Raw genomic sequence first — 14,307 nt, 5'->3', positions numbered from 1 at the left:
TCCAACCGCGATACAGCGCCAATACATCAGGAAAGCGCGAAACCCGTTCCCCGCACGGTCCGCACGATCGGTGGCGGCCCGAGCTTGCGCCGCAGCTGCGCGATCACGACGTCGAGCACGTTGGACGTCGGCGCGACCAGTTCGTCCCACGCCGCCGCCTCCAGCTCGCGACGCGTGACCGTGCTCCCGGCCGCCTCCAGCAACCGCCGGACCACGGCGAACTCCTTGGCCGTCAAGGAAACGAGCCCGCCGGAACGGTGGACCTCGTGCCGGGAGACGTCCAGGGAGAGGTCGCCGTGGCGCAGGACTTCGGGCCCAGACGGGACGGCCCGGCGGCACAGGTTCCGCACCCGCGCGATCAGCTCGGCGACGGCGAACGGCTTGCCGAGGTAATCGTCGCCTTCGGCCAGCCCGGCGACGCGATCGGCGACGCTGTCGTGCCCGGTCAAGAACAGCACGGGAACCGTCCAGCCGGATTTCCGGTGGCCCCGGACGAAGCCGAGGGAATCGCCGTCCGGCAGTTTCCGGTCGAACACCGCGCAGTCGTAGGAATTGACGAACAACGCTTCGTCCGCGGTCGCCAGGTCGGGCGCCGTGTCGACGGCGAACCCGGCGTCGCGCAACGCCAGTTCGACGGCGAGGCGGATGTCCTCGTCGTCCTCGGTGACCAGTACCCGCACGGGCACCGAGCCTAGCCGGGTCATGCCACGTGCACCCCTTGGTCACCCGGCCGGGAAACCCGCGCCCGGTACCGCCCGGGGCCGGGCGCGGTGAGCAGGTGGACGTCCACCAGCCGTTCCAGCAGCCGCCGCGCTTCGGCCTGGCCTACCCGCAGTCGCCGCGCGACCAGCGGGACGCCGACCTCGCGCGGTAGCCCGACGAACGCGCGGAACGCCGTCCGCTCGGCCGGGGCGAGCCGCTGCAGCGACGCGTCGAGCCGGGCCGGGGCGACCTCCGCCGCGAGCCACGCGACGACGTCGGCGATCCGCCAGTGCGGCCGCGCGGCGAGCCGGTCGCCGGCCGCGCGCAGCAGATCCGGTAGCCCGCCACAGAAGGCGAGCAGTTCGCCCAGCGGCCGGGCGTCGCCCGCGCACGCGTGGACCAGGGCCGCGGCGGCTTCGTCGTCCAGCGGTGCCAGGGTCAGCCGACGCGCGCCGGGGACGTGCCAGCCGCCGTCGCGGGTCGTGATCAGCGTCCGGGCCGGGCTCGCGCCCGGCAGCAGCGGCGCGACCTGGCGCGCGCTGACGGCGTCGTCGAGGACCAGCAGGATCCGGCGGCCGGCGATCTCGGACCGCCAGAGCGCCGCGCGTTCGCCCAGGTCGGCGGGAAGAGCGTCGACGCCGATCGCGCGCAGCAGCCGGGCGAGCACCGCGCCGGGATCGCCGTCGGCACCCAGCTCGACGTGGAACTGGCCGTCCGGGAACCGCTCGGCCAGCTCGTGCGCGAGCCGCACGGCCAGCGCGGACTTCCCCACCCCCGGCATCCCTTCGAGCAGCACGACCGGCTCGGGCGCGTCCCGCAGCAGCGCGAGTTCGGCGTCGCGGCCGGTGAAGCCGGGGACATCCCGGGGGAGTTCGCGACGCGCCGGAGCGGGCCCGGACAGCGCCCGCCGGTAGGCCGCGGCGAGGCCAGCGCCGGGCTCGACGCCGAGTTCCGCGGCCAGCACCCGCCGCGCGTCGCAGTACGCCGAGAGCGCCTCACCCCGGCGGCCGGCGGCGGTGAGCGCGTCGACGAGGAGCGTCCAGGCGCCTTCGCGCAGCGGGTCCTCGGTGACCAGTTCCCGAAGCAGCACAACGGCTTCACCCGCGCGCCCGGCCGCTTGCCGGGCGCGGGCCAGCAGCTCCCGCAGCTCCCAGCGCAGCTCGCCGAGCCGGACCGCCGCCGCGGCCGGCGGCTTCCCGGCCACCCCCTCGAACGGCCGCCCGCGCCACAGCGCGAGCCCCCGTCCCGCCAGCGCGGCGGCGGTCTCGTGCTCCCCCTCGGCCAGCGCGGCTCCCGCCCGCGCGGCCAGGTCGGCGGCCAGATCCGCGTCGAGCTCCCCAGGCTCGACGCGGATCCGGTAGGCACCGGGCCGGTGCTCGATGCGCCCGCCGTCGCCCGGCGCCGGCAGGACCCGCCGCAGGCGCCAGATGTAGGTCTTGAGGTTGGCCTCGGCCGACGCGGGCGGGCGGCGGTCCGCCCAGGTCGCGTCCACCAGCTCGTCGACGCTCACCCAGGCGCCCGCGTGCCGCAGCAGCGTCGCCAGCACGGTGACCGGCTTGCCCGGCCCGAGCTCGAGCGCCGCGCCGTCGCGGCCACGCGCCGTCACCGGCCCCAGCACCTGGAAGAGCACCGTTTCCCCCTCGCGGTCCGGGCCGTCCGGCCCGTTGTGCCACCACCGTGCCGCGGCCCGCATGAGGTTTCGATGACATGATCGGCCGGTGAGCCGGGTGCTGGTGGTGGAGGACGACGAGGACCTGCGCACGGCCGTCGCGGTCGAGCTGCGGGCGGCCGGGTTCGACGTCGACGAGGCCGGCGACGTCGCGAGCGCCGACACAGCGTTCGCCCGCGAGGCCTACGACTGCGCGGTGTTCGACCGCAAGCTGCCCGACGGCGACTCGCTCGGCTACATCGCCGAGCGACGGCGAACCGGCTGGACGGTCCCGGTGCTGTTCCTGACCGGCCACGCCGGGGTCGCGGACCGCGTCGCCGGGTTCGAGAGCGGCGCCGACGACTACCTCGGCAAGCCGTTCGCGGTCGCCGAGCTGACCGCCCGGGTGCACGCGCTCTGCCGCCGTCCGGCCACCCGGCCGCCGCTGCTGCGGGTGGCCGACCTCGAGGTCGACACCGCCCGCCACGAAGCCCGCCGCGGTGGCGCGCCGCTGGCGTTGAGCGCTCGTGAGTTCGCCGTCCTGGAGTTCCTGATCTCGCGGCCCGGCCGGGCCGTCGCCCGCGCCGACCTGGTCGAACACTGCTGGGACACCGCGGCCGACCCGATGTCCAACGTCGTCGACGTCGTCATCCGCCGGATCCGCCGCAAGCTCGGCGAGCCGGACCTCGTGCACGCCGTCCGCGGGCTCGGCTACCGGCTCGGGGCGCCGGCGTGAGCGCGACGTCCGCGGCCCGGCTGCGCCGCCTGCGCTGGCTGCTCGTCTGGCTGTTCACCGGCCTCAACGCGGTCGGGCTCATCCTCTACTGCTGGCTGCTGGTCCGCGACGACGGCCGCAGCCGCGACCTCGCCCTGGACGCCCAGCTCCAGCGCGTCACCTCGACCGTCACCCGGCTGATCCACTACGACGGCGCGATCGTCACGGCCGACGTCGCGCGTGACCCGATGAACGCCGGCTGCCCGCAGTTCGCCGTGCTGCCCGGCGCCGACGTCCGGTTCACCGGCTACCAGTCGGCCCGCACGTGCGTGGCGGTCGACAACGCGACGCTGACCGGGCTCGCGCGGCAGGCCACCGAGTCGGGGACGCTGCTGAGCGGCACGGTCCAGGGCGGCGACGGGCTGGTCCGGGTGTGCGCGCAGCCGTTCCTCGAGCCGGGCGGCCGGTACGTCGGCGCGGTCGTGGCCACCCTCGACGCCCAGGAGCCGGCCGACGCGCACGACGAGCGCGTGCTGCTGCTCATCGGCGGGTGCGTGCTGCTCGTCGGCGTCGCCGGGGTCGCGGGGTACCTGATCGCCGGGCGGGCGTTGCGGCCGGCCACGAAAGCCCTGGCGCAGCAGGAAATCCTCATCGCCGAGACCGCGCACGACCTGCGGACGCCGGTCGCGGCGCTGCGCGCGCTGGCCGAGACGGCGTTGCGCAACCCCGCGCACAGCGCCGACCTGCTGCCGCGCACCGTGCGGCTGGCCGGGCGGATGGGCGAGATCATCGACGGCCTGCTCGTCCGCGCCCGGCTGTCGGCGGGCGCCGACCAGCTCGCCGTCCGGCGCGTCCGGCTCGACGAGCTCGTGGCCGGCGTCGTCCGCGAAACCCCGGCCGAGGGCGGCGAAGTCACGCTCACCGCGGCCCCCACCGAGATCGACGCCGACCCGGTGCTCGTGCAGCGGGCCATCGCGAACCTGCTCGACAACGCCCTGCGCTACGGCCACGAACCCGGCGCGCGGGCGGTCGTGCACATCACCGTGGCGGGCGGCCGGGTCACCGTCGCCGACCACGGCCCCGGCGTCGACGCGGCCCGCGCGGAAGCGGCGTTCGAGCAGTTCACCGGCGAGGGCTCGTCCAGCGGGCTCGGGCTGTCGATCGTGCGGTGGGTCGCGCAGGCCCACGGCGGCGAGCTGCGCGTCTACAACGCCGAACAGGGCGGCGCGATCTTCGAGCTGGTGCTGCCGCTCAGCGCACCGTGAACGGCGCCCACGGCGGCAGGCTCAGCGGGCCGTCGCCGGTGTCGTAGGCCAGGTAGGCGAAGTAGCGGCCGGGCGCCGGAAACGCCGTCGTGACCACAAAATCGGCCGCCGACGGCGTCAGCGGGAAGTCCGGGCGGGCCGGGAAGTCGTGGAACGCGCCGCGGTCGTCGCGGACCTTCACCACGAGCGTCCGCAGCCGGACCGAGCGATCGCCCGCGACGCGCACGCGGGCGGTGACCGGCTGCCCGGCGGCGGGCGTGGCCGGCTCCAGCGTCACCGAGCCGACGACCGTCAGCGGGCCGTCCGGCGCGGCCGCGGGCAGCACCGGGTCCTCGGCGGCGCGGGCGAGCGCGAAGGTCAGCAGCCCGGTCAGCACCGGCACGGCCAGCAGCCCGGCCACCGCCGTGACCGGCCGGTTCGCCGCCATCCGGACCCCCTCGGTGTACGCGGAATGGACCAGGACTGTATCCGATGGCTTACGCTGAGCGGGTGCAGGGAAGTGGCGTGAAGGGTGGCGCGCCGCGGGGGGCCGGCCGTGGTTTGCGGTCGAGACTGCCCGTGGCGCTGGTTGCGATCGGCGGGGTCGCGGTGGTGACGCTGGCGCTCACGGGAGCCGTGAGCCCGACCTCCGGTCTGTCGTTTTCGCCGTCCGGGCACTGGGTGGTCAACCCCGGGCTCGGGCTCGTGCTGCACGTCAACGGCGCTTCGCGCAGCGTCGACGCGAAGGCCGCGGTGCCCGGCCTCGCACCGGGGGATTCCGTGGTGCAGGGGGATTCCAGCGGGTACGTCGTCGGGCCGTCGCAGGCGACGCAGTTCGGCAAATCCGACCTCGCGGTGACCGGCAGCACCCCGCTCCCGGTCACCGGGGAACACCCGGTGCTGCTCGAAACCGACGGCGGGCCCTACCTCGTCTTCCGCGACGCCGGCAGCGTCGTGCGGCTCGGTGACACCATGACCGTCGTCCCCGCGGGCGGGAAGCTCGGCGATCCGGTGGCCGCGAAGGACGGCACGGTGTGGGTCAACCGCGTCGACACCGGCTCGGTCTGCGACCTGCCGAAGGCCGCCGACCAGCTCGCCTGCCCCGCCGCGGCGCCGCCCGGGCACGCCGGCGCCCTCACCCTGGTGGGGGAAAAGCCGGTCTTCGTCGACACCACCGCCGGCACGTTCAGCGCGGTCGGTCCCGGCGGTCTCGAACCGGCCGTCGCGCTCGGCGTCGACGTCCCGCCCGGCGCTCGGGTCGCGGGCTCGGACGCGCAGGGCCGCGTCGCGATCTTCGACCCGTCGGCCAACCGGCTGCACCTGGTCGACACGGCCGCGCTGACCCGCGACCGGCCGGGTGTCCCGCCGATCACCGTCGACGTCCCGCCGGGTGACTACGCGACCCCGGCCGCCACCGGCGACACCGTCGCGCTGCTCGACAAGCACGGCCGGACGCTGCGCACCTACGGCGCCGACGGCCGCGGCCGCGACGTCACGCCGATCCCGGCCGAGCCGGGCGATCCGCGGCTCAGCAAGGGTGAGGACCAGCGGCTCTACATCGACGGTGACGCCGGCAAGCACGTCGTGGTCGTCGACCCGGACGGCTCGGCCGCCGACGTCCCGGTCGTCGCGGACCCGCCGAAACAGCCGCCGCCGGTCGCACCGCCGCCGGTCACGCCGACCCCGCCGCCTCCGTCCTCCGGGCGGCCGGATCCGCCACGGCCGCCCGCGCCCCCGAAGCCGGCTTCGACGCGGCCCGCGGCCCCGCCTGCGCGAACCACGCCGCCGCCACCCGCGCCGCCTGCCTCGCCGCCGGTGGTCGCCGCGCCCGCGACGCCGCCGGGCGTGCCGGGCGGGCTGTCCGCCTCGGTCAGCGGGTTCACCGCGGCGGTCCGCTGGTCGGCCGCGGCCCCGAACGGCGCCGCCGTCACCGCGTACCACGTGAGCTGGGCCCGCACGGACGGCTCGGGCGCGGGCTCGCTCGACACGGCCGGCCGCTCCGCGTCCATTCCGGGCCTGGTCGCGGGCGCGACCTACCGCGTCCAGGTCGCGGCGCAGAACAGCGCCGGGCGGGGCGCGGCGGCATCGACGACGTTCACGCGGGCGGCGCCGAAACCGTCGATCAAGATCAGTCGCGGGACCCGTCCCCAAGGTGATGAGCGAGACTGCGACCAGCCGGAGGACACCCCCTCCTGCGCGTGGATGCACGTCGTGCTGACCGGGTTCCAGCCCGACACGAGCTACCACGTCCAGCCGAACGCGAGCAACAGCGGTTACGACAACCCAGGCCTCACGAAGAGCACGGACGAAAACGGATCCATGACCTTGAACGCGTTCTACTACTACGGCGTCGGCAACACGGTGTGGGTGACGGTCGGCTCGGTCAGCTCCAACCGCCTCGTCTGGCGGGCGTCTTGAGCACTCGCGCCGCCGAGGTCTACCGCGCGATCGCCGACAACGTCAGCCAGGTCGTGCGCGGCAAGCCGGAGCTGATCCGGCTGACCGTCGCCGCGTTGTTCGCCGAAGGGCACCTGCTGCTGGAGGACGTCCCGGGCGTCGGCAAGACGACGCTGGCGCAGTGCCTCGCGCGCAGCGTCGGCGGGACCTGGCACCGCATCCAGTTCACGCCGGACCTGATGCCGGGTGACATCACCGGCGTCACCGTCTACCGGCAGAAGGACGAGGACTTCGTCTTCCACCCCGGCGGGGTGTTCGCGAACGTCGTCGTCGCCGACGAGATCAACCGCGGCACGCCGAAGACGCAGTCGGCGCTGCTCGAGGTGATGAGCGAGCAGCGGGTGACCGTCGACGCCGTCGGGCACGACGTGCCGCGCCCGTTCCTCGTGGTGGCGACGCAGAACCCGATCGAGATGGAGGGCACCTACCGGCTGCCCGAGGCCCAGCTCGACCGGTTCCTGATGCGGCTGACCGTCGGCTACCCCGACCTCGCCTCGGAGGTCCTGGTGATCATGAGCGAGGCGGCCGGGGTGAGCCCGCGCGACCTGCCCGCGGTCGTCGACCTGCCGACCGTGACGGCGGCGATCGCCGAGGTCCGCGCGTCCCACGTGGACCGTGGGGTGTGCGAGTACGCGGCGCGCCTGGCGGCGGCCACCCGCGGTCACCCGGCCGTGCGGTTCGGCGCCAGCCCGCGCGGCAGCATCGCGCTGGTCCGCGCCGGGCAGGGGCTGGCGGCCACCGCCGGCCGCGCGTACGTCACCCCGGACGACATCAAGGACGTCGCGATCCCGGTGCTCGCGCACCGGCTGGTGCTCACCGCCGAGGCCGAGCTGGGCCGGCGCGGCGCCGACGAGATCGTGCGCGAGGTGCTCGACGCCGTCCCGGCACCCGGGCCGCTGCCCGTCGCCGCGCGGTGAACGTGCGGCTCACGCCGCGTGGCGTGGCCTTCCTCGTCGTCTCGCTGCTGCTCTTCGGCGGCGGCCAATGGGGTGGGTATCCGCTGCTGCGGGCGCTCGGCGCGGCCGGCCTCGGCGCGGTCGCGGCGGCGATCGCGCTGACCGCGCGCCGGGTCCGGGTCGACGTCACGCGGGCGGTGCACCCGGACCGCGTCGAACGGGGTGAACCCGCGCTGGCCCGGCTGACCGCGACGGCGCCCGGCCGGCGGCAGAGCGGCTGTTACGCCACCGACCGGGCCGGCCGGTTCCGGCGGACCGTGCGGATCCCGCCGCTGCACCCCGGCGTCAGCCGGACGCTGCACTACGAACTGCCGACGTCGGTGCGCGGGCGGCAGACCGTCGGCCCGCTGAGCGTGCACCGGGCGGACCCGTTCGGGCTGGCGCGCAACCGCGTCGCGACCGGCGAGACCGCGACGTTGTGGGTGCACCCGCGCCGGTACGCGGCCAAGGCGCCGTCCGCGGGCCATCCGCGTCACCACCACGAAGGCGTCATCTCCGACGACTCCCTGCGCGGCTCGACCGACCTGCAGGAGATCCGCGAGTACCAGCCCGGCGACGAGGTGCGGCACCTGTACTGGAAGGCCACAGCGCGCACCGGCCGGCTGATGGTGCGCGACTACGCCGACCCGGAGCAGCCGCGGTTCACCCTGCTGCTCGACACCCGCCGGGACGTCTTCGGACCGGAGCTGTTCGAGGAAGCGGTCGACCTCGCGGCGTCGCTGCTGGTGGCCGCCGCGCAGGCCGGCCGGCACACGCGGCTCGTCACGCCCGGTGGCACGGATCGGCCGTCCGCGGGCGGCATGGCCGCGGTGCTGCCCCTGCTGGACGAGCTCTGCGAACTCCGTCAGTCCGAAGTGGACACGGCGTTGGTGCCGGCCGGGCTGCTGCACGGATCGGGCGGCGGCTGCCTCGTGGTCGTCACGGCGACGGCGGACCCGTCGACGCTGGCCGAGCTGCGGCCGCGGTACCGCGCGGCGTACGTCCTCGAACTCGGCCCGCCCGCGCCGCCGCGCGCGGGTTCCGGCGTCCTGGTGTTGCGTGCGGGACAGGCTCGCGAAGCCGTCGCGCGGTGGAACGAGGTCGCGTGACGACCCGGTTGGCCGTGGTGGCGGCCGTCGCCGTCGCGGGCCTGTTGTTCGGGCCGGTGTTCGGCTGGACGCCGCTGCTGCTGCCGGTGCTCGTCACGGCGGCCGTGCTGTTCGGCGTCGCGCAGCTGTGCGAGCTGCGGCCCGGCCTGGTGACCTGGCGACCGGTACTGCTGGTCGTGGCGGGCCTGCTCGCGGTCGTCGGCACGGTGCTGGTCCCGATGTCCGTTGTGGACATTCTCGGTGCGCTCGGCACCGGCGTCACGCGGTCGTGGCGGCTGGTGCTGCAGTCGACGTGGCCCGCCCGGCCCGAGCCCGCGCTGCTGGTGTTCGTGCCGCTGCTGGTGGTGCTCGCCGGGACCGCGGCGCTGGAACTGCTGGCGCGCCTGCGCCGTCCGCTGCCCGCGCTCGCGCCGAGCGCCGTGGTCCTCGTGCTCAGCCAGCTGTTTTCGGCGGCGTCCGGGCTGACGGCGCTGATCGCCGCGGTCGCGTACTTCGCGTGCGTGCTGACCGCGTGTGTCACCGCGCGGGCCGGCGCGGTGGCGGTCCCGGCGACGGCGTTGGTGGCGGTGGTGCTGGCCGGAAGCCTGCCTTCGGCGGCGGCGTATTCGCTGCAGGAGCAGGAGGTGCCGCGCGTCGACGTCCGCACGGGCAGCCCGCTCGACGAGATCGCCGCCCGCCTCGCGCGGCCCGGCGAGCCGGTGTTCGACGTCCGCGGCGCGAGCCCGGACCGGTGGCCGCTGGTGGTGCTCGACGCCTTCGACGGCGTCGAGTGGACGGCCGGCCACGACTACCGCCGGCTGGGCCGCGAGCTGGCGCCGCCGCCCGCGGTGCCGGTGCGGCGGGACAGCGCGGAGATCAGCGTCCGGCCCGGGCAGGGCCCGTGGCTGCCGTCGCAGCCGCTGCCCGCGGCCGTGACCGGCACCGATCCGCTGGTGGAGGCGGCCGAGGGGTCGCTGCTGGCGCCGGTTCCGGACGCGGCGACGACGTATTCGCTGAGCTGGTGGACGCCGGAGGTCTCCGCCGCGGCCCAGCTGGACGGCGCCGCGCCGGGCGGGCTGGCCGACGTCGGCGCGGTCCCGGACGGCATCCCGGAGCTGGCCGCGCAGGCGGTGCACGGCCTGCGTCCGACGTTCGGGAGCGCGCTGGTCCTGGAACGCTTCTTCCGCGACGGCTACCGCCGCGCGACAGGCACCGCATTGCCCGCCGGCCACGGCTGGCCACAGCTGCGGGATTTCCTGCTGGTGACGAAGAGAGGAACAAGCGAACAGTTCGCGGCGGCGTACGTCGTGCTGGCGCGCATCCTCGGCATCCCGGCCAGGCTGGTCGTCGGCTACCGCCCCCCGCCGGGTGCGACAACGGTGCACAACGGCGACGTCCTGGCGTGGCCGGAGGTAGCGGTGACAGGCGTGGGCTGGGTCCCCCTGGACCCGAGTGGCTCGGCTTCTTCGGCTACGGGTTTGGCCGCCATGACCGACCGGGCGCGGGCCGCGTTGCCGCCGTCGCAGGAGCTGAAGGACCCACCGGTGGCCCCGCCGACGGCGCCGAGTTCGCAGGCGGTGTCGTCCGGTTCGTTCCCGTTCGGTGTCTTCTTCGCGGGTCTGGGCCTGCTTCTGGTGCTGTGGCTGGTGGGCGTGCCGCTGGCGAAGACGCTGCGGACCTGGCGACGCCGTTCGCGGCCGGGAGCCGGAGCGGTGCGGGGGGCTTGCGAGGACGTCCGCGATCGGTTGCGGGACCTGCGGGTCCCGCTGCGGCCGGGGATGACGCTCCGGGACTACGCCGGGTTGGTTCCCGCCGCTGGGGTCGGTCTCACGGAGCTGAGTTCCATTGTGGACAGTGCTTTGTGGTCTGGCCATCCGGCAGGCGACGAGGGCCCCCGAGCCTGGGCGGCGGTTCGCGCGGTGCGCGCCGGGCTTCGAGGCCGTGGTTTTATGGTCCGGGTACGGGGTGCGCTGAACCCGCGGTCGTTGTTCACGCGGGGTTGACGCTCACCGGCCGCAGGTGGCGCCGCGGAGGGGTTGGGGCTGGCTCTCCACGGTGTGGGTCCCGTCGGTGGCCTGAACCAGGAAGCAGTACTTGCGCCCCGGATCGACGGGGACCCGCAGCGTGCGGTTCCGATCGGCGTACCGGGTTTTCGCCGGTTCGCCTTCGGCCGCCACGATGACCGCGAACTCCAGGGTGCCCGTCGCGTGCCAGGCGAGGTCGACGTAGCTGCCGCCATCGGCCGGGGGATCGAGCACCAATGCCGGACCGCTCGCGCTGGTGGCGGCCGCCGAGCTGGTAGCGGGCGCCGCCGGCGGCGCCGGGGTGAGCGGGGCGGGATCGTCACGCAGCAGGACGACGGCCACCACCACGACAACCGCGACCAACGCGGGAACGCCGAGCAGCACCCCGAGCCGCCCACTACGCCGAGGCCGCGAGGCCGGCCCGGAGACGGCAACAAGCGAACGCCTGGATTCACTCCGGTCCCCGCCGAACGAGCGGGCGGAGTCGCCACGGTCACCAGTGAGTGCACCACGGTCGCCGCCGGGTGCCCGGCCCGGTTCCGGACCGAAACCGGCGGCTGAGCGGTCGGATTCGAACCGGTCGCCGTTGAACGAGCGGGTGAGTTCGCCGCTGGGTGCTCGGACTCGCTCCGGACCGGATCCGGTAGCCGGGTGGGTGGATCCGAACCGGTCGCCAGTGAACGAACCGGTGGGTGCGCCGCGGTCGCCGGTGGGTGCTTGGCCTGGTTCCGGAGCGGATCCGGCAGCTGGGTGGGTGGAGTCGGCTCGGTCGTCGGTAAAGGAACCGGTGAGTTCGCCATGGTCGCCGCCCGGCGCCCGGCCTGGTTCTGGACCGGATCCGGTGGTCGGGTGGGTGGAGTCGGCTCGGTCGTCGGTAAAGAAACCAGTGAGTTCGCGATGGTCGCCACCCGGCGCCCGGCCTGGTTCTGGACCGAATTCGGCCCCCGAGCGGGCAGATTCGCCGCGGTCGCCAGTGAACGAACCGGTGAGTGCACCACGGTCGCCGGTCGGTCTGGCAGGTACCTGGCCCGGTTCCCCGCCGAACCCGGCGGGCGTGCGGCCCAAGTCGGGCTCCTCGCCCGCGGCCGAGCGGCCGAGTGCGGGCTGATCCCCGGCGAACGACCGCCCCGGCTCGGCAAGCGGGCCGCCGCCCGGCGTGGGAGCCGCTGTGTCGCCCGGCCTCTGCGTCACCGGGGTGCCCGGCGTCGAAGCCTGATCCGCCGCCAACTCCGCCAAGCGCCCGGCGACATACGCTGCGTCGATCGGCCGGTTCGCCGGGTCGGGCGAAAGCAACCCCGCGACCAGGTTCTCCAGCCCCGGCGGCAGGTCCGGCCGTCCGATCGGCGCCGGAAAGCCGTGCAGGATCCGTAGTACGTGGTCCGGCGAGCCGTCGCCGGGGAACGGTGGCCGGCCCGTTGCCGCGTAGTACAGCAGTGCTCCCAAGCCGTACAGGTCCGTGCGCTCGTCGGTGATCGCGTCGCGGACCGTCTCCGGGGCGCGGAATCCCAGCGCCGATGTCTCGCCGCCGAACGCTGTTCGCAGGGCCAGGCCCGCGTCCGTCAGGACCGGTTCGCCGTCCGGGTGGAAGAGGACGTTCCCGGGGGTGAGACCGCCGTGGACGACGCCCGCCGTGTGGATGGCCGCCAGGGCCGTGGCCAAGGCTTCCCCCAGGGCCGTTGTGTCGGTCGCGTCCAGGGGGTCCAGGTCCGCCAGGGACTGCGAACACAACGGCAGCCGCAACACCGCGCGGCCATCCGGCAACGCGTCGATGTCCGGGAGCAGTACGGAAGTGCCCCGCAGCCGGGCCAGTTCGCGCTCCAGCGCACTCCGCGTCGGGCGGTCCAGCGGGCCGGGGAAGATCTTCAGTGCGAACGCCGTGTCCCCCTCGACACCCGCGTAGACCTCGGCGACCGGCCCGGTCCCGACCAGCACCAGGTCGTCGAACGGCGTGTCGATCGTCATCGTGAGCGCGGTCCCCCGGGGTCGTGCGAAAGTTTCACCCCGAATTCTCCCACGGCGACCCTCGTGCGCCATACCGTCCACAGTGGTCGATCAAGAGTCCGGTTTGTCGGGTATCTGAGCCTCGGAAAACGTGGTTTCGAGGTAGCAATCTGCACTTTTCTGGCTTCTTCTTGCCCTTCTGGACAACACATTCGAGTTAACGGGGACACCGGAAGTGGCCCCTGTGAGGTCCATGTATGCTCCGGTGTCGCTTGATCGGGTGATCAGTCACCCGAATTGGTGGCCGTCGTGATCGGGGCTTGGTCTCACGCGGTCATTGACTTCGTGATTCGGGCTTGGATAGGAGATTTATGCAGGTCAGGTCAGGACTCGTGCGCGGCGGGATCGCGGCTCTCGCCGCGGCCGCCGCTGTCATGGTCGGCGCTCCGGCCGCCCTCGCCGACGACGGTGCCGCTCACGGCCGGGTCGACGGAAACAGTGGCACCGTCGGTTACCGGCTCAACCTCGGGAAGGGCGGCGACTACATCGCCGAGCTGTTCTCGATGAAGCTGTCCGACGGCAGCACCCTCAAGCTCTACTGCGTGCAGATCACCGTCGGCCTGCGGACCGACGTCGACATGGTCGAGCGCCCGTGGAACAAGTACCCCGCCAAGGGCCCGTTCAACGAGAACAGCCCGAAGATCAACTGGGTCCTGCACCACGGCTACCCGGGCACCGGCCTCGACGCGCTCGGCAGCGCGCTGGGCAAGGCGGGCGTCACCGTTCACGGCGGCGTCTCCGAGCGTGAGGCCATCGCCGCGACGCAGGCCGCGGTGTGGCACTTCAGCGACGGCGTGAACCTCGACGCCACCAAGCCGCTGGCCGAGGAGAACTCGGCCGACGCCAACGCCGACGTCGCCGCGCTGTACGGCTACCTGACCGGTGACCAGAACAAGGGTCTCGCCGCGCAGCCGAAGCCGACGCTGAACGTCGCCGCGGACAAGACCGAAGGCACCGCGGGCAGCAAGATCGGCCCGTTCTCGGTCGCGACCTCCGGGGACATCACCGCGCTGACCAGCCAGCTGCCCGACGGCGTCAAGATCACCGACGCCGACGGCAAGGAGCTGAAGGCTTCGGACGTCAAGGACGGCTCCAAGCTGTACGTCGACATCCCGGCCGGCACCAAGCCGGGCAAGGGCGCCTTCGAGCTCAAGGCCAGCGGCGAGCTGGACACGGGCCGTCTGTTCGTCTCCGAGAACTACGCGCGGCAGCCGGCCCAGTCGCTGATCGTCGCCGACTCGGAGAAGACCGAGGTGACCGCGAACGCGGCCGCCAGCTGGACCGAGGCCGGCGCGCCGGCCACGAGCCCCGCGCCGACCACCCCGGCCGGTTCCCCGGGCGGTGGCGGCGAGCTCGCCAACACCGGTGTCGACGCGGCCGTGCCGTTCACCGTCGGCGGCCTGCTGCTCGGTGGCGGCGCGCTGATGCTGCTGGTGAGCCGTCGCCGCAGCCGTGCGTGAGCTGAACTGAGCTGAACTGATCTGAACGAAACG

11 protein-coding genes are annotated in these 14,307 nt (G+C 74.3%); 7 read left to right on the top strand and 4 right to left on the bottom strand.

What is annotated here, in order from left to right; translation table 11 throughout:
• Positions 1-26: 26 nt before the first annotated feature.
• Together OG439_RS31865 and OG439_RS31860 are read right to left on the bottom strand one after the other, a co-directional pair.
• The gene (locus tag OG439_RS31865) at positions 27-704 is read right to left on the bottom strand and encodes a winged helix-turn-helix domain-containing protein (protein WP_326944413.1); all 678 of its coding nucleotides are present in this window, start codon (positions 702-704) and stop codon (positions 27-29) included.
• Positions 701-2,395, bottom strand: coding sequence for an AfsR/SARP family transcriptional regulator (locus OG439_RS31860; protein WP_326944412.1), 1,695 nt, complete (start codon positions 2,393-2,395; stop codon positions 701-703). The genes OG439_RS31865 and OG439_RS31860 overlap by 4 nt, the downstream gene beginning before the upstream one ends.
• A gap of 25 nt (positions 2,396-2,420) precedes the next feature.
• On the opposite strand from OG439_RS31860, the gene OG439_RS31855 reads away from it, so the two are divergent.
• Positions 2,421-3,086, top strand: coding sequence for a response regulator transcription factor (locus OG439_RS31855; RefSeq protein ID WP_326944411.1), 666 nt, complete (start codon positions 2,421-2,423; stop codon positions 3,084-3,086).
• Positions 3,083-4,330, top strand: coding sequence for a sensor histidine kinase (locus OG439_RS31850; RefSeq protein WP_326944410.1), 1,248 nt, complete (start codon positions 3,083-3,085; stop codon positions 4,328-4,330). The genes OG439_RS31855 and OG439_RS31850 overlap by 4 nt, the downstream gene beginning before the upstream one ends.
• Here OG439_RS31850 and OG439_RS31845 read toward each other — a convergent pair.
• A complete protein-coding gene (locus OG439_RS31845) occupies positions 4,317-4,757 on the bottom strand; it encodes a hypothetical protein (RefSeq protein ID WP_326944409.1) in 441 nt (146 codons plus the stop codon). The two genes, OG439_RS31850 and OG439_RS31845, sit on opposite strands and share 14 nt — an antisense overlap.
• Before the next feature lie 131 nt (positions 4,758-4,888).
• Here OG439_RS31845 and OG439_RS31840 point away from each other — a divergent pair, with 131 nt between their 5' ends.
• From OG439_RS31840 to OG439_RS31825, 4 genes are read left to right on the top strand one after another with little or no spacing between them, the layout of a single operon-like run.
• On the top strand, positions 4,889-6,727 hold the full coding sequence (locus tag OG439_RS31840) for a fibronectin type III domain-containing protein (RefSeq protein ID WP_326944408.1): 1,839 nt from the start codon (positions 4,889-4,891) through the stop codon (positions 6,725-6,727).
• Positions 6,724-7,683 carry an AAA family ATPase gene (locus tag OG439_RS31835; RefSeq protein ID WP_326944407.1) on the top strand — a complete coding sequence of 320 codons (960 nt, stop codon included), beginning with the start codon at positions 6,724-6,726 and terminating at the stop codon, positions 7,681-7,683. The genes OG439_RS31840 and OG439_RS31835 overlap by 4 nt, the downstream gene beginning before the upstream one ends.
• A gap of 23 nt (positions 7,684-7,706) precedes the next feature.
• The gene (locus OG439_RS31830; RefSeq protein WP_326944406.1) at positions 7,707-8,810 is read left to right on the top strand and encodes a DUF58 domain-containing protein; all 1,104 of its coding nucleotides are present in this window, start codon (positions 7,707-7,709) and stop codon (positions 8,808-8,810) included.
• Complete coding sequence (locus OG439_RS31825; RefSeq protein WP_326944405.1) at positions 8,807-10,792, top strand: transglutaminase family protein; 1,986 nt, start codon at positions 8,807-8,809, stop codon at positions 10,790-10,792. The genes OG439_RS31830 and OG439_RS31825 overlap by 4 nt, the downstream gene beginning before the upstream one ends.
• 3 nt (positions 10,793-10,795) lie before the next feature.
• Here the strand turns inward: OG439_RS31825 and OG439_RS31820 are convergent, their stop codons facing one another.
• Positions 10,796-12,775: a serine/threonine protein kinase gene (locus OG439_RS31820; RefSeq protein WP_326944404.1), complete on the bottom strand. Its 1,980-nt coding sequence runs from the start codon at positions 12,773-12,775 to the stop codon at positions 10,796-10,798.
• Between the two features lie 350 nt (positions 12,776-13,125).
• Here OG439_RS31820 and OG439_RS31815 point away from each other — a divergent pair, with 350 nt between their 5' ends.
• Entirely contained in the window at positions 13,126-14,274 is a 1,149-nt protein-coding gene (locus tag OG439_RS31815) for a thioester domain-containing protein (protein WP_442792235.1), read from the top strand.
• The last annotated feature ends 33 nt before the right edge of the window (positions 14,275-14,307 follow it).

It is taken from the genome of Amycolatopsis sp. NBC_01307 (genome assembly GCF_035975215.1).
Lineage (GTDB): Bacteria > Actinomycetota > Actinomycetes > Mycobacteriales > Pseudonocardiaceae > Amycolatopsis.
Note: the sequence above shows the minus strand (reverse complement) of the source record. Positions and strands in the feature narration are given on the sequence as shown.